Origin of the sequence: Roseobacter insulae, from assembly GCF_019375555.1 — a bacterium.
Lineage (GTDB): Bacteria > Pseudomonadota > Alphaproteobacteria > Rhodobacterales > Rhodobacteraceae > Roseobacter > Roseobacter insulae.
In genome coordinates, this window is the sequence record NZ_JAHXDN010000004.1 from 451,955 (window position 1) to 471,906 (window position 19,952).

At 61.2% G+C, this 19,952-nt stretch carries 22 protein-coding genes and 1 tRNA gene; 7 read left to right on the plus strand and 16 right to left on the minus strand.

From position 1 onward, the window contains the following. Window positions 1–155: 155 nt before the first annotated feature. The 4 genes from rplT to pyk form a co-directional block, all read right to left on the minus strand. Window positions 156–521, minus strand: coding sequence for a 50S ribosomal protein L20 (gene rplT / locus KX928_RS16460; RefSeq protein WP_219504822.1), 366 nt, complete (start codon window positions 519–521; stop codon window positions 156–158). 18 nt (window positions 522–539) lie between these two features. Continuing rightward, window positions 540–740, minus strand: a complete 201-nt coding sequence (gene rpmI, locus KX928_RS16465; RefSeq protein WP_219504824.1) for a 50S ribosomal protein L35 — start codon at window positions 738–740, stop codon at window positions 540–542. A gap of 129 nt (window positions 741–869) precedes the next feature. Then, complete coding sequence (locus KX928_RS16470) at window positions 870–1,094, minus strand: hypothetical protein (protein ID WP_219504826.1); 225 nt, start codon at window positions 1,092–1,094, stop codon at window positions 870–872. A gap of 33 nt (window positions 1,095–1,127) precedes the next feature. Then, the gene (gene pyk / locus KX928_RS16475) at window positions 1,128–2,576 is read right to left on the minus strand and encodes a pyruvate kinase (RefSeq protein WP_219504828.1); all 1,449 of its coding nucleotides are present in this window, start codon (window positions 2,574–2,576) and stop codon (window positions 1,128–1,130) included. A 209-nt stretch (window positions 2,577–2,785) separates the two neighbouring features. Here pyk and KX928_RS16480 point away from each other — a divergent pair, with 209 nt between their 5' ends. Then, window positions 2,786–3,097, plus strand: coding sequence for a DUF1244 domain-containing protein (locus KX928_RS16480; protein ID WP_219504830.1), 312 nt, complete (start codon window positions 2,786–2,788; stop codon window positions 3,095–3,097). Window positions 3,098–3,148: 51 nt separating this feature from the next. Here the strand turns inward: KX928_RS16480 and KX928_RS16485 are convergent, their stop codons facing one another. The 6 genes from KX928_RS16485 to dgcN all read right to left on the minus strand — a co-directional run bounded on the left by KX928_RS16485 (window position 3,149) and on the right by dgcN (window position 8,911). Further along, complete coding sequence (locus KX928_RS16485; RefSeq protein WP_308342363.1) at window positions 3,149–3,910, minus strand: isocitrate lyase/PEP mutase family protein; 762 nt, start codon at window positions 3,908–3,910, stop codon at window positions 3,149–3,151. Continuing rightward, the gene (locus tag KX928_RS16490; protein WP_219505095.1) at window positions 3,907–4,980 is read right to left on the minus strand and encodes a bifunctional transcriptional activator/DNA repair enzyme AdaA; all 1,074 of its coding nucleotides are present in this window, start codon (window positions 4,978–4,980) and stop codon (window positions 3,907–3,909) included. The genes KX928_RS16485 and KX928_RS16490 overlap by 4 nt, the downstream gene beginning before the upstream one ends. A gap of 559 nt (window positions 4,981–5,539) precedes the next feature. Continuing rightward, window positions 5,540–6,004: a MaoC family dehydratase gene (locus KX928_RS16495; RefSeq protein WP_308342364.1), complete on the minus strand. Its 465-nt coding sequence runs from the start codon at window positions 6,002–6,004 to the stop codon at window positions 5,540–5,542. Window positions 6,005–6,013: 9 nt separating this feature from the next. Then, on the minus strand, window positions 6,014–6,874 hold the full coding sequence (locus tag KX928_RS16500) for a D-amino-acid transaminase (RefSeq protein ID WP_219504832.1): 861 nt from the start codon (window positions 6,872–6,874) through the stop codon (window positions 6,014–6,016). A 4-nt stretch (window positions 6,875–6,878) separates the two neighbouring features. Continuing rightward, complete coding sequence (dgcA, locus tag KX928_RS16505; protein ID WP_219504834.1) at window positions 6,879–7,844, minus strand: N-acetyl-D-Glu racemase DgcA; 966 nt, start codon at window positions 7,842–7,844, stop codon at window positions 6,879–6,881. A gap of 65 nt (window positions 7,845–7,909) precedes the next feature. After that, on the minus strand, window positions 7,910–8,911 hold the full coding sequence (dgcN, locus tag KX928_RS16510; protein ID WP_219504836.1) for an N-acetyltransferase DgcN: 1,002 nt from the start codon (window positions 8,909–8,911) through the stop codon (window positions 7,910–7,912). A gap of 255 nt (window positions 8,912–9,166) precedes the next feature. Between dgcN and KX928_RS16515 the strand changes: the two genes are divergently transcribed. Together KX928_RS16515 and KX928_RS16520 are read left to right on the plus strand one after the other, a co-directional pair. Further along, window positions 9,167–10,123, plus strand: coding sequence for an L-malyl-CoA/beta-methylmalyl-CoA lyase (locus KX928_RS16515; RefSeq protein WP_219504838.1), 957 nt, complete (start codon window positions 9,167–9,169; stop codon window positions 10,121–10,123). 69 nt (window positions 10,124–10,192) lie between these two features. Beyond that, window positions 10,193–10,663: a DUF302 domain-containing protein gene (locus KX928_RS16520; RefSeq protein ID WP_219504840.1), complete on the plus strand. Its 471-nt coding sequence runs from the start codon at window positions 10,193–10,195 to the stop codon at window positions 10,661–10,663. Window positions 10,664–10,669: 6 nt separating this feature from the next. Here the strand turns inward: KX928_RS16520 and KX928_RS16525 are convergent, their stop codons facing one another. Next, complete coding sequence (locus KX928_RS16525; protein WP_219504842.1) at window positions 10,670–11,122, minus strand: Lrp/AsnC family transcriptional regulator; 453 nt, start codon at window positions 11,120–11,122, stop codon at window positions 10,670–10,672. A gap of 72 nt (window positions 11,123–11,194) precedes the next feature. Here KX928_RS16525 and KX928_RS16530 point away from each other — a divergent pair, with 72 nt between their 5' ends. Next, on the plus strand, window positions 11,195–11,791 hold the full coding sequence (locus KX928_RS16530) for a LysE family translocator (protein ID WP_219504844.1): 597 nt from the start codon (window positions 11,195–11,197) through the stop codon (window positions 11,789–11,791). A 63-nt stretch (window positions 11,792–11,854) separates the two neighbouring features. Beyond that, window positions 11,855–12,817, plus strand: coding sequence for an acetyl-CoA carboxylase carboxyltransferase subunit alpha (locus tag KX928_RS16535; RefSeq protein WP_219504846.1), 963 nt, complete (start codon window positions 11,855–11,857; stop codon window positions 12,815–12,817). Here the strand turns inward: KX928_RS16535 and KX928_RS16540 are convergent. From KX928_RS16540 to KX928_RS16550, 3 genes are all read right to left on the minus strand, one after another. Next, window positions 12,814–13,257, minus strand: a complete 444-nt coding sequence (locus KX928_RS16540; protein ID WP_219504849.1) for a GNAT family N-acetyltransferase — start codon at window positions 13,255–13,257, stop codon at window positions 12,814–12,816. The genes KX928_RS16535 and KX928_RS16540 overlap by 4 nt on opposite strands. A 189-nt stretch (window positions 13,258–13,446) precedes the next feature. Continuing rightward, complete coding sequence (locus tag KX928_RS16545) at window positions 13,447–14,097, minus strand: GntR family transcriptional regulator (protein ID WP_257883853.1); 651 nt, start codon at window positions 14,095–14,097, stop codon at window positions 13,447–13,449. Between the two features lie 48 nt (window positions 14,098–14,145). After that, entirely contained in the window at window positions 14,146–14,838 is a 693-nt protein-coding gene (locus KX928_RS16550; protein WP_219504850.1) for a M48 family metallopeptidase, read from the minus strand. Between the two features lie 112 nt (window positions 14,839–14,950). Here KX928_RS16550 and KX928_RS16555 point away from each other — a divergent pair, with 112 nt between their 5' ends. Both KX928_RS16555 and KX928_RS16560 read left to right on the plus strand, forming a co-directional pair. Beyond that, window positions 14,951–15,283 (plus strand): TIGR02300 family protein, encoded by a 333-nt coding sequence (locus KX928_RS16555; RefSeq protein WP_219504853.1) that lies wholly within the window; start codon window positions 14,951–14,953, stop codon window positions 15,281–15,283. Window positions 15,284–15,403: 120 nt separating this feature from the next. After that, window positions 15,404–15,479: transfer RNA gene (locus tag KX928_RS16560), tRNA-Ala, on the plus strand. A 351-nt stretch (window positions 15,480–15,830) separates the two neighbouring features. Here KX928_RS16560 and KX928_RS16565 read toward each other — a convergent pair. Both KX928_RS16565 and ugpC read right to left on the minus strand, forming a co-directional pair. Further along, window positions 15,831–18,779: a sensor domain-containing protein gene (locus tag KX928_RS16565; RefSeq protein WP_219504855.1), complete on the minus strand. Its 2,949-nt coding sequence runs from the start codon at window positions 18,777–18,779 to the stop codon at window positions 15,831–15,833. Between the two features lie 148 nt (window positions 18,780–18,927). Continuing rightward, entirely contained in the window at window positions 18,928–19,950 is a 1,023-nt protein-coding gene (ugpC, locus tag KX928_RS16570) for a sn-glycerol-3-phosphate ABC transporter ATP-binding protein UgpC (RefSeq protein WP_219504857.1), read from the minus strand. Window positions 19,951–19,952 lie beyond the last annotated feature (2 nt).

Consider the following 19,952-nt stretch of genomic DNA (forward strand, 5'->3'; position numbering starts at 1 on the left):
CAGGGTCCCGCGACGCCTTCCACTTGCCTTGAATAAAAGCCGCGATCGGGCAGATCGTGCACTTGCATCGCGCTGTCGGTGTTTTTGCGCCTGCAGACAAAGAAAAACCGCCCCGTTTCCGGAGCGGCCTTGGTCATTCCGGGCAGTCTGCCGGCTTAAGCGGCCAGCGCGTCCTGCGCCTGTTTGACGATGGCACCAAACGCATCCGGTTCATGCACGGCCAGATCGGCCAGCACCTTGCGATCCACTTCGATCCCGGCAAGGTTGAGACCATTGATGAAGCGGCTGTACGTCAGCGCTTCGTCGTGGCTGCGTACGGCAGCGTTGATCCGCTGAATCCACAGCGCGCGGAAATTGCGCTTGCGGTTCTTGCGGTCGCGGGTTGCGTATTGGTTGGCCTTATCGACGGCCTGGCGGGCAACCTTGAAGGTGCTCTTGCGGCGTCCGTAATAGCCTTTTGCGGCCTTGATGACCTTCTTGTGACGGGCGTGGGTGACTGTTCCACCTTTGACTCGGGACATATCAGCTCTCCTTCAGGCTTAGCGGTCGTAGGGCATGAAGCCCTTGACGATTTTGGCGTCTGGTGCGGACAACTCGGTTGTTCCACGCGCGTTACGGATGAATTTGCGCGAACGCTTGATCATGCCGTGACGTTTGCCAGCCTGACCGCCGATGACCTTCCCGGTCGCGGTCACTTTGAAGCGCTTTTTTGCGCTCGATTTCGTCTTCATCTTGGGCATTTCCGTCTCCTGTCTTTCAGATCGGTGTCAAGCGCGACTCGGCATGCCACATGGGCCGGTCCCGCGGTAAGAAGCTGCGCTATAAGCGGTTGCGCCCAGCATGGCAAGTCCAGAATGACCACTGCGCCGTCAGGGCAGATATTTCACGAACACCTGGACAAACGTCTTGGGCAGCGATGCTGCCGTGTAGCCGACGGGCGTCGTTTTGGCCGCGTAAAAAATCAGGCCTGTCGCCAACAGGATGGTCAGAGCAGACGCCCGCGGCGCGCGGCGATCGACCAGCGCAGAAAAAATCGAAATGATCGAAAACCCACCGATAATGACACCCAGCACCAGTGCCGTGTCCGGATCCATGGCCTCACCCTTCCCGTTGCCTCGGGCCCGAGTTTACTCTGGATCGGTGTTGAAAATCAAACGCTCGTCGCAGGGTGCAACCCGCAGGATATTGGTGCTCCCGGGGACGTTGAAAGGTACCCCGGCAGTGACCACGATCTGATCGTTCTCCTTGGCGTAGCCCTGCCGCAAGGCCGCCCGCGCCGAGGCCACAACCGCAAGTTTAAAGCGGTCGAGCTTGTCGGTGATAACGCAGTTAGTGCCCCAGGTAAGCGTCAGCCGCCGGGCTGTCCGCACCAGCGGGGTCATCGCCAGGATCGGCACCCGTGGCCGCTCCCGCGCGACAAGCAACGCCGTGGTTCCGCTTTGGCTGAAACAACAGATCGCCTGGATGTCCGTGGTCTCCGCGATCTCGCGCGCCGCCGACACGATGCCATCGGCGATGGTCGCGCCCTTGCTTTCCCGCGAGGCTTCGATGATTTGTGTGTAGGTCGGGTCCTGTTCGACCTCGGTGGCAACGTTGTTCATCGTTGTGACCGCCTCGACAGGATAAGCGCCCGCTGCCGATTCCGCCGACAGCATGACGGCATCCGCGCCCTCGTAGATCGCCGTGGCCACGTCAGAAACCTCAGCGCGGGTCGGCATCGGGCTTTCGATCATGCTTTCCATCATCTGGGTTGCCACGATCACCGGTTTTGCCGCCCGGCGGCACTGCCGCACGAGCCGCTTCTGAATGGGGGGCACGTTCTGCACCGGCAGTTCGACGCCCAGATCGCCCCGCGCCACCATGATTCCGTCGCTCACTTTCAGGATGTCATCGAAATTCTGTACCGCAGCGGGTTTTTCGATCTTCGACAGAATGGCCGCGCGGCCGTTTGCCAGATCAGAGGCTTCCAACACGTCCTCCGGACGTTGCACAAAGCTCAGCGCCAGCCAGTCCACGCCCAGTTCACACACGAATTCCAGATCCTTGCGGTCCTTGTCCGACAGCGCGGCCAGTGGCAGAACCACATCCGGCACATTCACGCCCTTGCGATTAGAGATCACCCCGCCGGCAACCACGGTGCAATTGGCAAAGTCCGGGCCGCAGTCGTCGACCTTGAGACGGATTTTCCCATCATTGACCAACAGGCTCGCACCCGGCTCAAGTGCCGCGAAAATCTCAGGGTGCGGCAGGCAGACACGTGTCGCATCCCCCTCTGCCTTGTCCAGGTCCATGCGGAACTTGGCACCTTCCTCCAGCATTTCGCCGTCTTCATTTGCAAACACACCCACGCGCAGTTTGGGCCCCTGCAAATCGGCCAGAATGCAGATGCTTCCGCCGGTGTCTTCTTCGAGCTGGCGGATGATCCGGTGCTTTTCGCGAATTTCGTCATGGCTGCCATGGCTCATATTCAATCGAAACACATCCGCACCCGCGATATGCAGATCGCGGATCATCTCATAGGTGTCGGAGGCCGGGCCCAACGTGGCCACGATTTTGACGTTGCGCGTGCGTCTCATCTTCGATGTCGTCCTTCTTTAGCTTGTTACCGCTAACGGTTCGCGCATCTTATGTCGCATGATGGACCGCAGAGCAACTCCTGACACTTACCGTTTGCTCATTAAACAATTGATGACACGTACCGGCAGCAGGGTGCAAGCATGCAAAGCCCGGTTGACAGCAGCGTGTACCGACCCAATCTGACAGAGACAGCACGAAGGATAACCAGATGCCGACCCAAGAAGAAATCGAACTCCAGGCCGCAGCCTTTCGACGGCTGCAGAAGCACCTGATGGAAGACCGCACGGACGTTCAGAATATCGACATGATGAACCTTGCCGGATTTTGCCGGAACTGCCTGAGCCGCTGGTACGCCGAGGCCGCCGCCGAAAAGGGCATCGAGATCGGCAAGGAGGAAGCGCGAGAGCTGTTTTACGGCATGACCATGGCGGAGTGGAAAGCCAAATATCAGACCGATGCCAGCGGCGCACAGCAGGAGGCCTTTGCCAAGGCCTTCGAAGAAAACGTCGGCAAGGACTGATGACGGATCCCGGGTTGCAGCGCTGAGGCGGGCCCCGTCGAAAGGCAACGGTCAGTGCAGGGATCGGAACCTGTCCGCGAGATCGGACATCGATTGCACATAGGGGCCGGGGCCGAAACTTGCACGTGACACGCCCACCTCCGCAACACTTGCAACCGTTTCGAGGGCGCCGCGCATCATGACGTTCACCGGCAGCGCCACCGACTCCACGATGTCTGCAATAAGCGGAAGCTGTGTCAGCCCCGGAATGAAGAAGCCATCCGCCCCGGCGTCGGCATAGGCCTGCGCCCGGGTCAGCGCATCCGCGACCAGCATGCCGTGCTTGTCTGAATCCGAGGCAAGAAACAGATCCGTTCTTGCATTGATGAACAACGGAACACCCTCGCGATCTGCCGCCGCTCTTGCCGCTTTGATACGGTCCACCTGCGCCGGAATGGCATAGAGGCCCTGGCCACGCACCACCCGGTCCTCCAGATTGATCCCGATAGCGCCAGCCTTGATCACCTTTTGCACATTCTCGGTGATGCCGGCGGGCTGCTCAGCATAGCCCCCTTCGAAATCAACGGTCAGCGGGAGGTCGACCGTGCCCGCAATGCGTTCCACGATCTGAAGCGCAAACCCGAGCGGGATGGCTTCGCCGTCGTCAAACCCATGTGCGGCGGCAACCGACCAACTGCCCGTGGCGTTCGCCTTGGCACCGGCATCGGCCAAGGCTCTGGCACCCCCCGCGTCCCAGATGTTGTACAGCACGAGAGGATCGCCCTTCTTGTGCAGTGATTTGAAAAGATTTGCTTTTTCGACCTGATTCATCATTTCGTACTTTCCACGGCTGTCATTCTGTAGTGTCGTTCGATTTCAAGAAGCTTCTGCTTTCGCCACAATCCACCGCCATAACCGGTCAGTGACCCGTCGGCCCCGAGCACGCGGTGACAGGGGACAATCAAAGCAATCTGATTTGCGCCATTCGCCCGCGCAACGGCGCGGGTGGATGCGGGTCGACCGATGCGTTTTGCCACCTCAGAGTAGCTGCGCGTGACACCCGGCGGAATGCGCCTGAGTTCAGACCAGACGTCCTTGGCAAACTCCGAGCCAAGGAAGGCAAGCGGCGTTGCAAAATGCGCGTTGCGGCCCTCGAAAAACCGGTCCAGCTCTTCCCTGACCTGCTGGCCTGGGTCGGTCCTGCCAACCCCCAGCCTTCCCTTAGCATGCCGGGCCAGTCTGCCGACCTCGGACCTCAGAGCGATGCGGTCGACGAATTCCAGCAGGTGAAGGTGCGTCCGGCTGCTGATTGAGATCATGTCGCCCAGCGGCGTCGCGATCCAATCCGCGAAAAGCACCGGGTCGGAGGCAAGCTTGCCGGGCGCCCGACCGATCAACTGTGCAAATGACGCCCGGAACGCGCTGGCGGACTCGAAGCGGGCGTCCACCTGAGCCTCGATGACCCTCCCGCCACCCGCAATCGTGACGAACCCGTCACGCAGCCGTCTTTGGCGCGCCATCTCAAGGAAAGTCATACCAAACTGGCGTTTGAAACTTCTGCGCACCGTCGACAGATCGAACCCCATCCGCAGGATGTCCTCTTCCGACCAGCGGTAGGCGGGCCGTGCCTCAAGTGCGGCCAGAAGTGCGGCAATCGCCGGGTCAGCGGCAGCCATGGGCGCAAGCGGGTGGCAGCGCTTGCAGGCACGGTACCCGGCCCCGATACATTCCCCGACGGAGCCGTAAAACGTGCAGTTTTCCGACTTCGGTTTGCGCGCGGGACAGGTGAGCCGACAAAAGACACCCGTGGTGGCCACCGCAACATAGGCCTGTCCGTCATACCCGGCATCGCGGTTGAGCAGCGCCGCATAAAGCGTGTCGTGATTGGGCAGGTCAAAGATCATGGTCCGAGGGTAGCACGCCATTTCACGGATGCCGCCGGAAATCAGGCGTGTCTTCAATTTTCCGGGGGACGCTTGCGCGCAACATCTTCGTGCATGTGATTTTCTGGCACTGAAACCGGCCGGAATGGTCGAAACCCTCCGCCCCGCCGTGCCCAAGTGTCTCCACCAACGCCCCTTTATCGCCCGTTGCTCCAAGTCGCGGCATGACGGTCTGCTGCAAAACCAGCCGGGCAGATCAGTTATCATCACCTCGACAGCCAACTACCCCCGGAACCCACCCAACCGGAGCGCAGATTACTTCTGGCCACAACAATCAGCGTTGGAACCGGTGCTCTCTGCGGTGTTTACAGAAGGCCCTTGCCGGCGCTCACCAAGACCGAAATGTCCGGCGCGTGGGGTATGTTGGCACTCACCGTCGCCGGGGTTGTTCTGCTCGTGTCACGCGGGACTGTCAGGGCATACCGGTGCTTTGCGCAGGCGTCTGGAGGTCTGGCCAATCCGCAACGGCAAAGCCCGGGCAGGCTGTGCATTCGCCTGGCACCTCGCTGATTCCGGCGGTTCAAAAGAGATACAGCACCCGCCAGTCCGCGATCAGCGCCGGTTTCTCCTTTCCCCTGATCTCCACCTCGACGTCGTATCGCAGTATCACTGACCCGTCCGGTCGCCGCGTCGCTTCCGCCAATTGAAAATGCGCCCTGATGTCCGAGCCGGAGCGCACCGGCGCCACGAACCGGACCTTGTCAAAACCATAGTTCACCGAAGCGCTTTGCCCCGCCAAGCGCGGCAGCGCGTTGTAGGCCATCGATGACAGCATCGAAAGGGTCAGAAATCCATGCGCGACGGTCCCGCCAAAGCCGGTTTCGGCGGCGGCCCCGGCGTCCAGGTGAATGAACTGGCGGTCGTCGGTCGCCTCGGCAAAGGCGTCGATCCGCGCCTGGGTAACCGACACCCAGTCAGAGCATCCGATATCGGTTCCGACCAGCGCGGGCAGAGTCTCGGGGTTTATCGACGCGACCGGGGCCACGGGGCACCGTCAGATCGCAGCCTTGCGGCTTTCCTCAAGATAGATTTCGCGCAGCCGCGGCGCGACCCGTCCCGGAACGCCCTCACCCAGGGACACGCCGTCGATTTCGACAACCGGCATCACGAAGGTGCTGGCTGAAGTGACAAATGCCTCATCCGCGTCCTTGGCTTCTTCGATGGTGAAATTGCGCTCTTCCACTTCCATCTGAGCCTCCTGCGCGAACCGCAACACCGCCGCACGGGTGATCCCATGCAGAATGTCATTGCTCAGCCCGCGCGTGATGATCCTGTTGCCCTTGACGATATAGGCATTGTTGCTGGTGCCTTCGGTGACGAAACCGTCCTCGGTCATCCAAGCATCATCAGCTCCGGCCTTCTTGGCCATCATCTTGCCCATCGACGGGTAGAGCAGTTGCACGGTCTTGATGTCGCGCCGTCCCCAGCGAATATCCTCGATGCTGATGACCTTCATGCCCTTCAGCGCCGCGGGGTTGTCGGCCAGGCCCGGTTTTGACTGCGTGAACAGCACAATTGTCGGCGTGGTCGTTTCGGGGTCGGGGAAGACGAAATCGCGGTCGCCGGGCGCGCCGCGGGTGATCTGCAAATAGATCATGCCCTCGTCGATCTCATTCACCCGCACCAACTCGCGGTGGACCTCCAACAGGTCTTCCTTGCTGATCGGGCTGCGCATGTCCAGCTCATCCAGCGATCTCTGCAACCGAACCGCATGGCCGTCAAAATCGATCAGCTTGCCGCCCAGAACCGAGGTAACTTCATACACGCCGTCGGCCATCAGGAACCCGCGATCAAAGATCGAAACGGAAGCCTCGTTTTCGGGCAGGTATTCGCCGTTCAGATATACAGTGCGCATGTGGTCATCCCCATAATCCAGCAACAGGCGGGTGAACGCCTTTTTCGTCGAAAACCAAAGCGCTGTCACGGTCTTCGGCCAGCAATAGCGGCCCATCCAGATCGGTGATCAGCGCGCCCTGCGCCAGCAATGTCGCCGGTGCCATGGCGAGGCTCGACCCGACCATGCATCCCACCATCACATCGTAGCCCAATGCCAGACCTTCGCTACGCAAGGCCAGCGCTTCGGTCAAGCCGCCGGTTTTATCGAGCTTCACATTAATCACGTCGTATTTGCCCTTGAGCTTGGGCAGACTGGCGCGATCATGGCAGCTTTCATCCGCGCACACCGGCACCGGGCGGTCGATGCCGATCAGGGCGTCATCGTCTGCCGCAGGCAGGGGCTGCTCCACCAGTTGCACACCAAGCCGAACCAGATGCGGGGCCAGATCCGCGTAAACCTCGGCGCTCCAACCTTCGTTTGCATCGACGATGATCCTGGCATCGGGTGCACCGGCCCGGACAGCTTCGAGCCGTGGCATATCGTCGGGCGTGCCCAGCTTGATCTTTAACAGCGGGCGATGTGCATTTTCGGCAGCCTGCGCCTGCATCTTTTCCGGTGTATCCAGCGACAGCGTATAGGCTGTGATCTCAGGCCCCGGCACGGGCAGACCGGCAAGGTCCCAGACACGCTTGCCCGCGCGCTTCGCCTCCAGATCCCACAAGGCGCAGTCCACCGCGTTGCGGGCCGCACCTGCGGGCAGTAAATCGTAAAGCCCCGCGCGGGTGATATCGGGCGGCAGGCCCTCGATCTGCGCGGTCACGCTCTCCAATGTCTCGTCGTAGCGGGCATAGGGTACGCATTCCCCCCATCCGCTGTGGCCACCGTCCTTGAGACGCACGGTCAGCACATTGGCTTCGGTGCGCGATCCCCGGCTGATGGTAAAAACCTGCGCGAGACGGAAAACATCGTGACTGACGGTAATGTCCATCCTCACCCTTTCATTTGGCCAAAAACAGCCCCGCCGGACGCGCCGACGGGGATGCCGGGAAAACCCTAGATGTTTTCAAGCGCCTCTGCCAGACGGTCGGCCCCATGGCGGAACGGATCAATCGTCGGCAGCCCAAGGCGTGCCTCGACCTCGGCGCAATAGGCGGTGGCCTCTGCATCGGAAAGGTGCTGGGTATTGATCGAGACGCCCGCAACCTGGCAGGCCGGGTTAGCCACCCGCGCAAATTGCAGGGAGGTGTCGCGCACCGCCTCAATGCTTGGCAGCTTGTATCCCGGCAGGCCCCGCATGTGCTGCCGCGTTGGCTCATGGCAGATGATCAGCGCGTCCGGTTGCCCGCCGTGGATCAACGCCAGCGTGACGCCGGAGTAGGACACGTGGAACAGGCTGCCCTGCCCCTCGATGATGTCCCAGTGATCCGCCGCGTTGTCGGGCGTCAGGTATTCCACCGCGCCCGCCATGAAATCCGCGATCACCGCATCCAGCGGCACGCCGTGCCCGGTGATCAGAATACCGGTCTGACCCGTGGCCCGGAAGGTGCTCTTCATGCCACGTTCGCGCATCGACGCATCCAGCGCCAGGGCCGTGTACATCTTGCCCGCAGAACAGTCGGTGCCGACGGCCAGAACGCGTTTGCCGGTCCGCTTCACCCCGTTTGCAATCGGATAGGCGTCGGTGGGCACACGCACGTCATGCAGCGTGCCCCCATGCACCTGCGCCGCGGCCATCAGCTCGGATTCGTCGCGCAGCAGGTTATGCAGGCCGCTGGCCAGATCAAACCCGGCCTCAAGCGCTTCGACAAGAACCTTGCGCCATTCCTTGCTGATATAGCCGCCCCGGTTGGCGACCCCGATCACCAGCGTTCTGGCCCCGGCGGCTTTGGCCTCCTGAAGGGTCATGTCCTGCAAGCCGACATCCGCCTTGCAGCCTGCCATGCGGAACTGCCCAACTGCGTTTTCGGGACGCCAGTCCTTGATGCCCTGCGCCACCTTGGCCGCCAGTTGGTCAGGCGCATCGCCTAAAAACAGAAGATAGGGTGTTTCGATCATGGTTTTGGCTCCCGGTCGCGGTTTCGCGTCAATTTCACCTATGTCCGGCGCAAACACATCTTGGAATTGGCCGACCTGGCCAAAATATTGCACGAAAATTCTATCGATGTGTTCATTTGCACAAGATCGAAGCGCTGAGTAGCACGATTCGTGCAATCTGAAATGCTGCACCTGCAAAATCCCCCTTGCGGGCCGATGCGCAATTTAATACCAGCTTGAGCAACCCGATCGCAATTATATTACCCAGAGGTCCCCATGAGTTTTCGTATCCAGCCCGCCGCCCCCGCGCGACCAAACCGCTGCCAGCTCTTTGGTCCGGGCTCCCGCCCGGCGATTTTCGAGAAAATGGCAGCCTCGGCCTCGGATGTGATCAACCTCGACCTTGAGGACAGCGTGGCACCCTCTGACAAGGACAGCGCCCGGGCGAACATCATCGCCGCAATCGCAGATGTCGACTGGGGAAACAAAACGCTGTCCGTGCGGATCAATGGTCTGGACACGCCTTATTGGTACCGTGACGTGGTCGATCTTCTGGAGCAGGCAGGCGACCGGTTGGATCAGATCATGATCCCCAAGGTGGGCTGCGCAGGCGACATCTATGCCGTGGACGCGCTGGTCACCGCTGTCGAGGCTGCGAAGGGGCGCCGCAAGAAAATCAGTTTCGAGGTGATCATCGAATCCGCCGCGGGCATCGCCCATGTGGAGGAAATCGCTGCCAGTTCGCCACGTCTGCAGGCAATGAGCCTTGGGGCTGCGGATTTCGCCGCGTCGATGGGCATGCAAACCACCGGGATCGGCGGCACCCAGGAAAACTACTACATGCACCGGGAGGGGCAGAAATACTGGTCCGATCCATGGCATTGGGCACAAGCGGCGATCGTTGCCGCCTGCCGCACACACGGTGTCCTGCCGGTTGATGGTCCCTTTGGCGATTTTTCCGACGATGAGGGGTTCCGCGCGCAGGCCCGCCGCTCTGCAACACTGGGGATGGTCGGCAAATGGGCCATTCACCCCAAGCAGGTGGCCATCGCCAACGACGTCTTCACCCCCTCTGAGGAGGCCGTTTCCGAGGCGCGCGAGATACTTGCGGCCATGGAAGAGGCCAAGGCAAAGGGCGAAGGCGCGACCGTTTACAAGGGGCGGCTCGTCGATATCGCCTCGATCAAACAGGCCGAGGTCATTGTGCGCCAATCCGAAATGATCAACGGTTAACGTAACTTTGATTTGGCATTTCGGCGCCCGCGTGGCTCTCTCAAGGGCGATATGTCCCGGGAGAACACGATGCCTCGCCTGATTGCCGCGGTTCTGGCCGCCCTGCTCGCCACCGCGAGCCATGCTCAATCCATCGCGCCCCGCGAGGGCTGGGTCGTGATTGCGACCGAAAAAACCCACGCCGACCTGTTGGGTGATCTCAAGAAGGCGATCAAGGCGCATAAAATGGGCGTGGTCACGCAGGCAGGGCCAACGGGCGCGGCGCGCAATCGCGGCATCACGATCCCGGAGAACCGGGTTGTCGGTGTTTTCAACAACGATTTCGCGGTCAAGGTACTGGCCACATCAACAGCAGCGATGATCGAAGCGCCCATCCGGTTTTACGTGACCGAGGAAACCGACGGGACAGCGACCCTGTCTTACAAAACGCCGGGCTATGTCTTTGCGCCCTACTATGGCGAAGGGGGCGAAACACTGGAAACCCTTGCCGGGCAACTGGACGAACGCTTCAGCGCCATCGCGACGGCGGCGACAGAGTAGCAGGCCCTACGCCCGCGCGTCCTTGGGCGACCCCATGACGACGTAAGAGGTGATGGACGTCACCTGCGGCAGCGCCCCCAGCATGTCGGTATGAAACCGTTTGTAGCTCGGCAGGTCGGCGCATTCGACACGCAGCATATATTCGATCGTGCCCGTGATGTTGTGACATTCCACCACCTCCGGCGCGCCAGAGATCGCGCGTTCGAATGCTTCCTGCGACGCTTTGGAATGATCCCCCAGTCCCACCCCGATGTAAGCCACGAACCCGATGCCCATCGCCGCGGGGTCGAGCACCGCCCTGTAGCCTTTTATCACGCCTGACCGCTCCAACTCCTGAACGCGCCGCAGCGATGCGGAGGGCGACAGTCCCACCCGGTCCGCCAGCTCAAGATTGCTGATCCGCCCGTGTCGGGACAGTTCGCGCAATATCTGCTCTGATTTTGCGTCAAGGGTACTCATAAGTTGCGAAAATATATCCATTTACGCGCAGAACGCAATTTCATACGGAGAGTTCCGCGCAATCCTTGCATCATGACTCTAGAACTCCTGTCCGCCCTGACCGTCTTTGCCTTTGTCGGCTCTGCGACGCCGGGGCCCAACAACCTGATGCTCATGGCATCCGGCGCGAATTACGGCTTCACCCGCTCCATTCCCCACATGCTCGGAATATCCATCGGGTTCTCGGTCATGATCATCCTGGTGGGCGCGGGCCTTGCGCGCATTTTTGACGCCTATCCCGCCAGCTACATCGTGCTGAAAGTCGTATCGGTCCTCTACCTGACCTTCCTGGCGTGGAAGATTGCAACGGCAGCGCCCATTCGAAAAGCGGGTGAGAACGGCAAACCGATGACATTCCTGCAGGCGGCGGCGTTTCAATGGGTGAACCCGAAGGCCTGGGCGATGGCGCTCACTGCCCTCTCGGTCTACGCACCGGGTCAGACGCTGATGGCCTTTGCCGTGGTCGCGGCGGTATTCGGCATCGTGAACCTTCCCTCCATCACTCTGTGGACGGTTTTGGGCCAGCAGATGGCGCGGGTGCTGACGAACCCAAAGCGCCTGCACATCTTCAACTGGACCATGGCGACTTTGCTGATGGCCTCCCTCTATCCGGTCCTTGCGCCTGCCTGAGAGCCGTTGCATTGCCTGTAAATGCCCGCCATATAAAGCAGAGCAATTACTTAAAGGTCCGTCATGACCCACTATATGGATTTCGAAAAACCGCTGGCCGAGATTGAAGGCAAGGCGGAGGAGCTGCGCGCACTGGCCCGCTCGAATGAAGACATGGACGTGACCGAGGAAGCTGCCGCGCTGGACGTCAAAGCCGGCGCGATGCTCAAAGAATTGTACAAGTCGCTGACCCCCTGGCGCAAATGCCAGGTTGCACGCCATCCGGAGCGGCCGCATTGCCAAGCCTATATCGACGCGCTGTTTTCGGATTACACGCCTCTTGCGGGTGATCGGAACTTTGCAGACGATCACGCGGTCATGGGCGGGCTGGCGCGGTTAAACGACAAGCCGGTGATGGTGATCGGCCACGAGAAGGGCGATGACACGAAATCCCGCATTGAACGCAATTTCGGCATGGCGCGCCCGGAAGGGTACCGCAAGGCCATCCGGCTGATGGACATCGCGCATCGCTTCGGCTTGCCGGTCATCACCCTGGTGGACACGCCCGGCGCTTACCCCGGCAAGGGCGCAGAGGAGCGCGGCCAGTCGGAGGCCATCGCGCGCGCAACCGAGAAATGCCTGCAGATCGGCGTCCCTCTTGTGTCGGTGGTGATCGGCGAAGGCGGCTCTGGCGGTGCGGTTGCCTTTGCAACTGCCAACCGTGTGGCGATGCTGGAGCATTCGGTTTATTCGGTGATCAGCCCGGAAGGTTGTGCCTCGATCCTCTGGAAGGACGCCGAAAAGATGCGCGAAGCCGCAGAAGCGCTGCGCCTGACCGCGCAGGACCTCAAGCAGCTTGGCGTGATCGACCGCATCATCCCGGAGCCTACCGGCGGCGCGCACCGCGACGCGAATGCAGCCATTGCCGCCGTGGGGCGTGCCCTCGAAGGGATGCTTTCCGATCTGGAAGGCAAGGTGCCCGCGGCGCTGGTTCAGGACCGCCGGTCCAAATTCCTCAACATCGGGTCGAAAGGACTCGCAGCCTAGCCTGCCGTGGTGTCCAGCGCGATGCGGAACCGCGGGCCGGGAGGATCCAGCCTGTCGAACCCCATGGCCGGGTAAATGTCATGCACAAGGGTGTTTTCCGGGTGTGTGCCAACGGACAGATAGGTGCATCCTTCCGCACGCGCCTGTTTCTGGCTGGCCCGGATCAGGGCTTTGCCCGCCCCCATGCGCCGGGCGCGGGCTTCGACGAAAAGATGCTGCAGATCCATTCCCCGCGCCCCGAATTGCATCTGGGCCACGGGGCATAAAGCCGCATAGCCTACGACATCGCCCTGCTGTTCGGCGATCAGAATGCGCACCCATGGGTTTGCTCCCAGCACATCGCGCGCCAGTTCCTCGACGGTCACGGTCGCAATGTCGCCGTGATGTTCAGCCAGTTTTTCGACCATTTCCTGCACACGGGGCAGGTCCTCTTCGGTCACGGGGCGGACCACACCTGGAAAAAAATTACTATTTGAAGTCATTTCAATATCTTACAAAACTTATGACACCCCCGCTCCCCAGATTAGGTGCCTCTATCAAAGCCGGAAACTATGGCTCTGCCGGGGCCGAACTTTGTTAAAATTCTACAAATAGTAGAATTTTTCAAGTCCACACGTTACGTAAATTGATTAGCTCGCCAACATCCGCAAACCCTGCGTGACATCAGACCGCACAGCCAGCCGCAGCCCCGGCTCGTCCCCGGCCCGCAGCGCGGCGATGATCAGGCGGTGGAACTGCGGCGGTTCGGTTTTGCGCAGCCGACCGTAGAGCGCGCGCATTGTCGGCCCCATCTGCAACCAGACGGTCTCGGCCATGGCGAGCATCGCGGGGGCCTGCGCCCTGAGGTAGAGGGTCCGGTGGAACTCCAGATTGGTTCGGATGTAGCTAACAGCATCGCGATGGGCGACAGCTTCCGCCACGGCGGTGTTGATGGTCTGCAAGCGTTCTATCAGCGCCATGTGGGCGCGCGGCAGCGCCCGGCTGGCAAGCTCCACTTCGATCAGGGCGCGCAGGGCCGCCAGTTCCTCGATCCGCTCGTTGCTGAGTTCGGGGGTGGAGACCCGCCCCGACGACGACATCGTCAGCGCGCCCTCGGCGACCAGCCGGCGCACGGCTTCCCGCGCGGGCGTCATCGACACATCGTAATCCCGCCCGATGCCGCGCAACGTCATCGCAGCCCCGGGGGGCAAATCCCCCTGCATGATGCGGCTGCGCAGCGCGCGATAAACCCGGTCGTGGGCGACCGGCGTGGCATCCAGGGGGCGTGGGTTCAGGATCATACGGATTTTGTGATCACAAAACGCGCGCAGGTCAAGGCCAAGGCGGTCTCAGGCCTCAAATCTGTACCGGTGCAAATCGCCGCCTTCGCGCCTCAGCCAGGCGCGCGGCTCCTCATAGTCGCCATGGATGCGCTGCACCTGCTGCCAGAAAGCCTGCGAATGGTTCATCTCGGCCAGATGGGCCACCTCATGCGCGGCGACGTAGTCAAGCACGTCGGGCGGCGCGAGAATCAGCCGCCATGAATACATCAGCCGCCCTTCCGCCGTGCAGGAACCCCAGCGGGACCGCGTGTCGCGCAGCGTAATCGCCGAATAGGGTTTGCCGAGCTTCGCGGCATAGTGATCAGACGCTTCTGCCAGACGCGCCCGGGCCAGTGTCTTGAGATGCCCGGCAAGGCGTCGGGCAACCCTCTCGGGGGCGCCGGGCACGGCCACATGGCCATCATCGAACGCAATCTGTCGGCCGGTCCCCGGCACAACCTCGTGCATCAGCCCCCCGACCGGCAGGAAAGCCCCGACAGCGATGTCGATATCTGCGCCGCGCGCTGCAAGATGTTTGCGAATCCACCCCTCCTTTTCCCGCGCGAACTCCATCGCCTCATGCGCGGCGACGCGTTTGGGCAATGTCAGCGTCACCCGCCCGTCCAACTGTGAAATACGCAGGGAAATGCGGCGCGCCCGCGCCGAACGACGCAAGATCAGAGGAATAGGCGGCTTACCGGGTAATATCGTGTCGGACATATCGGTCTCTCAAAGGTCGCCTTGCGCGCGGCAGGTCTTTACAGCCCTCGCCTCATATGGCACTTGGCCGGAATCATCTACACCTGAACCGCAATTGCAAAGGGGGTTTTTCATGCCCAAGGAAGAATGGGGAACGAAGCGCCTCTGCCCCACGACCGGCAAACGTTTCTACGATCTGAACAAGAACCCGATCGTCAGCCCGTATACCGGCGAAGTGGTCGAGATCGACCTCAGCAAGTCACGCATGATCGCTGCTGACGCCGAGGACGCCGCATCGGCAAAAGCCAAGGCCAACACGGACGACGACGAAGTTGTATTGGAAGATGACGACAGCGATGTCGATGTTGATCTGGGCGATGACATCCTTGATGACGACGAAGACGACAGCGATAACGTCCCGCTGGAAGAAATCGCGGACGTGGCCGCCAACGACGACGACAACTGATTTCATCAATTCGCGTGGCGGGTGTCCTTTTTTGACTTGATCCCGCCCCGCGTTGCGCCTATTCAGCGGCGCGACCCGGATTTAACGATCCATCCCTTCGGACCAGGATGGTCCGGATATGGGGCCTTAGCTCAGCTGGGAGAGCGCCTGCATGGCATGCAGGAGGTCAGCGGTTCGATCCCGCTAGGCTCCACCATTCCGCCCCGGGCGGTGCACCCCTCGAAAACCTGCGGCAAACTGCTCTGCGTGGCCAGTCAGGCTCTGCTTTCGCCGCGTGATGCACCGTGATGCGTCAGCGGTGTCGTGATCGCTGCGCGCCTGTCCGGTCTGCGCACGATGGCGGATGTTTTCCCCCGCGCCACAGTCGGGGCAACGTCAATACGTGATCGGCGACAGGCAAATCATCAAGGATCAGCAGCGCGCGCCAGATTGGATCGCGGGCTGTCCAGCCGCCCTCGGTGTCAGAAAGGGCAATTGCCCGCTGCGAGAGCAAGAGCCCCGGCGCGCCGCGGCGTCGGACACCAACGCGCCGACACAGCCAGCGCGGTTACGCCAGGCGCAGGCTTGACCGATTGCGCTTTAAATACGTCATCAGCTGTTCCAGACACAGGGGTTTGGAGAAGTAGTAACCCTGCAGCCGCTGTGCCCCGAGATCCGCAAGAATGCGGGCCTGTTCTGCCGTTTCAACGCCCTCGGCGGTCACCCCGATGTCCAGGGCATGGCCGATGTCGATAATGGATTGCACCAGCCGCGCGGCATTGTTGCCTGTCTCAATCGGCGTGATCAGGCGCCTGTCAATCTTGAGCTGGTCAGGCGCAATCCGCTGCAAGGCGACGACGGAAGCGCGACCGCTGCCAAAATCATCCACTTCCAGCGAGATTCCAAGCTCCCGCAGGTGATCGAGCTGCATGAGAAATGCATCACTTTCCTCCTCCAGGAAAATCGTCTCCAACAGCTCGAATGCCACGTCGCCGGAATAGCCCGCGGCAATCTGGCCAATTTTCTCGATCTCCTCGAACTGGATGCGATTGGCGCTGACATTGAACGACAGGCTCGGCAAGCTGTCCAACCCCTTGAACGACGCCTCGCATTCGATAATCGCCTTTTCGAAAATCATCCGGTCGATATCCGCGACCACGTTCAGATCCCCGGCGACGGACAAAAACCTCTCCGGGGCCAGAACGCCCTCGACCGGGTGGTGCCACCTGGCCAGAGCCTCGATACCAACCACGAGGCCGGTCCGCGCATCAACCTGGGGCTGGTAGTGGGGCAGAAACTCGCGATCTTCAAGCCCGCGCAGGATGTCGTCCGCCAGTTGTTTGGTCTGGCGCATTTCATCGATATCGGTGCGGTCGAATATAGCCACCTGGCCACGCCCGGCGCGTTTTGCCTTGTAAAGCGCCACATCGGAGTTTGTCAGCAGGTCGCCCTCTTCCGCCAGCGGCGTGCGGGCGACCCCGATGGAGGCCCCGAAACGGCACTCTCGCCCCTCGAAACAGGAAGGCTTGGAGAGATCGCGCAACAGCGCACCCGCCAGCGCCTCGGGCCGCGACGTGCCCTCCGGCACCCAAAGCAGGATGACGAATTCGTCACCGCCAATCCGCGCGATCACATCGCCGTCACGCACATTGGACCGGATGCGGTTGGCCACGTCGATCAGCACGTGATCGCCCGCGGCGTGGCCAATCGTATCGTTGATCTGTTTGAAACGGTCGAGGTCGATGTGCAGGGCGGCCAGTTCACCGCCTTCGGTCTGCCGACGCGCAGACAGCTGCTGGAACTTCTCGGACAGGTACCGGCGGTTGCCCAAACCGGTCAGCTGATCGTGCAGCGCCTTATGCGTGATCTCGTGGTTCGCCGCTTCCAGCCGGTTTGCATATTGCTCCAACGCGCGGCGCTGTCGCACGGCCTCTGTGATGTTCAATCTCAGAACCAGCAGTTCGCCGTTTTCCGCCCGAGACCGCATGATGCGATAATGATTGTCGTTATCGAATTCGAATTCCTCGACCCCGTCAATGGCCAGATGCGGCGTCGTGTATTCCCGCAGCCAGTCCTCCTCCCGCCCCCTCGCGGCGGGGACGTGGCCGTTGTAGACCGCAAGCCGCAACACCTCCGTGACATGCATGCCTCTGCAGATATCGTCAGGGTTATCGGTCAGCGACGCAACGAAGGCCGGGTTCCAAGTCATAAGGTTCAGGTCTTTGTCATATATCGCGAAGGGGTCGGGGAAGGCGTTGATCGCGGATATCAGGCGCTCCTGCGACTGCTGAAGCGCACGGCGTTGGCGGACCAGCTCGGTGGTATCGAGGCGCAGGATGACCAGATCGCCATTGGTCGACCGCGACCGCATGACCCGGTGATGGATATCCCCCGCCAGTTCGATATCCTCGACCGGGGTGGCCATTTCGTTGGAGGTCTGGATTTCTTTCAGCCACTCCTCCTCGCGCCCGATGGCCGCGGCATAGCGCCGGTTGCGTACACCAACCTGCAAGGCCGCCTGCAACGACATGCCGCGATATATTTCCGCCGGGTCATCCGTCAGGAACTCCGCGTAGCTCTGGTTCCATGCCACCAGTTCCGAATTGCCGTCGTAAATGCAAAAGGGGGCCGGGTATGCCCCGATGGCGGCCAGCAGCCGCGCCTGCAACTCCTCGGCGTTGCGGCGTTGTCGCACCAGTTCGGTGATGTCCAGCCGGATGATCACCCAGTCGCCATTCTCCGCCTTGCTGCGCAGCATCCGGTGGTGAATATCATCCGCCAGTTCAACGTCTTCGGATTTCTTGGCAACGCGCGATGCGCTCAGCAGGTCGTCGAGGAATGCCTCACGCCCTTGCTCGGGCACCGGGATGAGCCCGCAATCGATTGCTTCGATCAATACGTCGCGAATATGCATGCCCGGGGTGATCACCTCCGGAGTCGTTGACATCGACTTCTGGTAGGCCGTGTTACTCAGCACCAACCGCATGTCCTTGTCATATATGACAAAAGGGTCCGGGTAGGCGTTCATCGCCGACAGCATGCGTTTCTGGGTCGAAAGCAGCTCCCGATACATGCGGTCCTGTTCAGCCAGCACCCTGTCGCGGTCTTCAAGGGCTTTCGCGGCTTCGGCTTCCCGCTTTTTCAGGCCGGAGATATCGCGAAAAGTGGCGCAGGTGTAAAACCCGCCAGACCCCGTATCCTCGATCAGGAAAACGAGGATGCTGGCCCAGAACCTCGTGCCATCGGCCCGGACACATCGCAGTTCGGTGTTGACCTGTTTTTCGCCCGACCGGAATTTGGCAATCACGTTGGCGTTGTAATCGCGCCACGAGTCCTTTCCATGCGCTATGCTCGCCGGTCCGCCGACAACGTCGTCGGCCGCGTAACCGAACAGGCGGGTATAGGATTCGTTGATGTACATCAGCGTCGCCTCGGGCGAGTCAGCCCCGCGGTATGCGACGGCAATCGCATCCTGTGTCAGCGACACATAATCCTTCAGAAAATCCGCCAGTTGCATGCACGCGCCTTCGACTCGATACCGCGAACATAGGCAGGATTGGTTACCTGAACTGTAACCTTAGACTTTTAACTATCGGCCCACACGGGCAGCGCTGCGATGCTGTGCCGTGACCCTGAACGGGCTTTTTCAGACAGGCTGACGGGGATCATGCTGCGGGCTGGTCGCACCGCCGCCCCTCAGCGTCAAACAGCATCTGCTCGGATGCATCCCAGGTTAACCCCGCAGATGTGCCCTCTGCCGGCAGCGGTTCCGTCGCCCCCTGCCGCACGGTGACAAGGCTCGCGTCCGGCAACCTCAGATGCACCAGCGTCTCGGCCCCCAGCGCTTCGGAATAAAGAACCGTGCCGGCAACCGGGCTTGGCTCGGAGGTCAACAGCAGATGTTCCGGACGGATGCCCAGGGTGACCGCGCCGGGGATTGTCACCTCTGCCGATTGCGCCTTGAGGAAATTCGTCGGCGGAGAGCCGATGAACCCCGCCACGAACTCGGTAGCCGGATTGGCATAGACCTCCAGCGGCGCGCCGATCTGATCCGCAATCCCGCCGTTCATGACGATCATGCGATCCGCCAGCGTCATTGCCTCCACCTGATCATGGGTCACGTAAAGCGAGGTGACGCCGAGGCGCCGTTGCAGCTGCTTGATCTCCAGCCGCATCTGCACGCGCAGCTTCGCGTCCAGATTTGACAGCGGTTCGTCGAACAGGAAAACAGAAGGTTTGCGCACGATCGCCCGCCCCATCGCCACCCGCTGTCGCTGCCCGCCGGAAAGTTCGCGCGGACGGCGTTTGAGATAGTCCTCCAGTTGCAACAGCCGCGCGGCACTGTCGACACGCTCCACGATTTCATCCTTGGCGGTACCGGCGATTTTCAGACCGTAGGCCATGTTGTCGAAAACCGTCATATGCGGGTAGAGCGCGTAATTCTGGAACACCATCGCGATGTCGCGGTCCATCGGTTCGAGGTCATTGACCCGGTTGCCGCCGATGCACACCTCTCCCGACGTCACCGTTTCCAGGCCCGCCACCATACGCAGCAGGGTGGATTTGCCACAGCCCGACGGGCCAACGATCACGATGAACTCGCCATCCTCGATGTCGATGTCCACACCGTGGATCACATCCGTGGACCCGAAGGATTTCCTGATTGCCTCTAGGCTGACTGTCGCCATGT

Excerpts from the sequence above, each read along its gene's own strand:
- rplT (WP_219504822.1), bottom strand. The coding sequence starts at position 521 with ATGTCCCGAGTCAAAGGTGGAACAGTCACCCACGCCCGTCACAAGAAG.
- rpmI (WP_219504824.1), bottom strand. The coding sequence starts at position 740 with ATGCCCAAGATGAAGACGAAATCGAGCGCAAAAAAGCGCTTCAAAGTG.
- KX928_RS16470 (WP_219504826.1), bottom strand. The coding sequence starts at position 1,094 with ATGGATCCGGACACGGCACTGGTGCTGGGTGTCATTATCGGTGGGTTT.
- pyk (WP_219504828.1), bottom strand. The coding sequence starts at position 2,576 with ATGAGACGCACGCGCAACGTCAAAATCGTGGCCACGTTGGGCCCGGCC.
- KX928_RS16480 (WP_219504830.1), top strand. The coding sequence starts at position 2,786 with ATGCCGACCCAAGAAGAAATCGAACTCCAGGCCGCAGCCTTTCGACGG.
- KX928_RS16485 (WP_308342363.1), bottom strand. The coding sequence starts at position 3,910 with ATGATGAATCAGGTCGAAAAAGCAAATCTTTTCAAATCACTGCACAAG.
- KX928_RS16490 (WP_219505095.1), bottom strand. The coding sequence starts at position 4,980 with ATGATCTTTGACCTGCCCAATCACGACACGCTTTATGCGGCGCTGCTC.
- KX928_RS16500 (WP_219504832.1), bottom strand. The coding sequence starts at position 6,874 with ATGCGCACTGTATATCTGAACGGCGAATACCTGCCCGAAAACGAGGCT.
- dgcA (WP_219504834.1), bottom strand. The coding sequence starts at position 7,844 with ATGGACATTACCGTCAGTCACGATGTTTTCCGTCTCGCGCAGGTTTTT.
- dgcN (WP_219504836.1), bottom strand. The coding sequence starts at position 8,911 with ATGATCGAAACACCCTATCTTCTGTTTTTAGGCGATGCGCCTGACCAA.
- KX928_RS16515 (WP_219504838.1), top strand. The coding sequence starts at position 9,167 with ATGAGTTTTCGTATCCAGCCCGCCGCCCCCGCGCGACCAAACCGCTGC.
- KX928_RS16520 (WP_219504840.1), top strand. The coding sequence starts at position 10,193 with ATGCCTCGCCTGATTGCCGCGGTTCTGGCCGCCCTGCTCGCCACCGCG.
- KX928_RS16525 (WP_219504842.1), bottom strand. The coding sequence starts at position 11,122 with ATGAGTACCCTTGACGCAAAATCAGAGCAGATATTGCGCGAACTGTCC.
- KX928_RS16530 (WP_219504844.1), top strand. The coding sequence starts at position 11,195 with ATGACTCTAGAACTCCTGTCCGCCCTGACCGTCTTTGCCTTTGTCGGC.
- KX928_RS16535 (WP_219504846.1), top strand. The coding sequence starts at position 11,855 with ATGACCCACTATATGGATTTCGAAAAACCGCTGGCCGAGATTGAAGGC.
- KX928_RS16545 (WP_257883853.1), bottom strand. The coding sequence starts at position 14,097 with ATGATCCTGAACCCACGCCCCCTGGATGCCACGCCGGTCGCCCACGAC.
- KX928_RS16550 (WP_219504850.1), bottom strand. The coding sequence starts at position 14,838 with ATGTCCGACACGATATTACCCGGTAAGCCGCCTATTCCTCTGATCTTG.
- KX928_RS16555 (WP_219504853.1), top strand. The coding sequence starts at position 14,951 with ATGCCCAAGGAAGAATGGGGAACGAAGCGCCTCTGCCCCACGACCGGC.
- KX928_RS16565 (WP_219504855.1), bottom strand. The coding sequence starts at position 18,779 with ATGCAACTGGCGGATTTTCTGAAGGATTATGTGTCGCTGACACAGGAT.
- ugpC (WP_219504857.1), bottom strand. The coding sequence starts at position 19,950 with ATGGCGACAGTCAGCCTAGAGGCAATCAGGAAATCCTTCGGGTCCACG.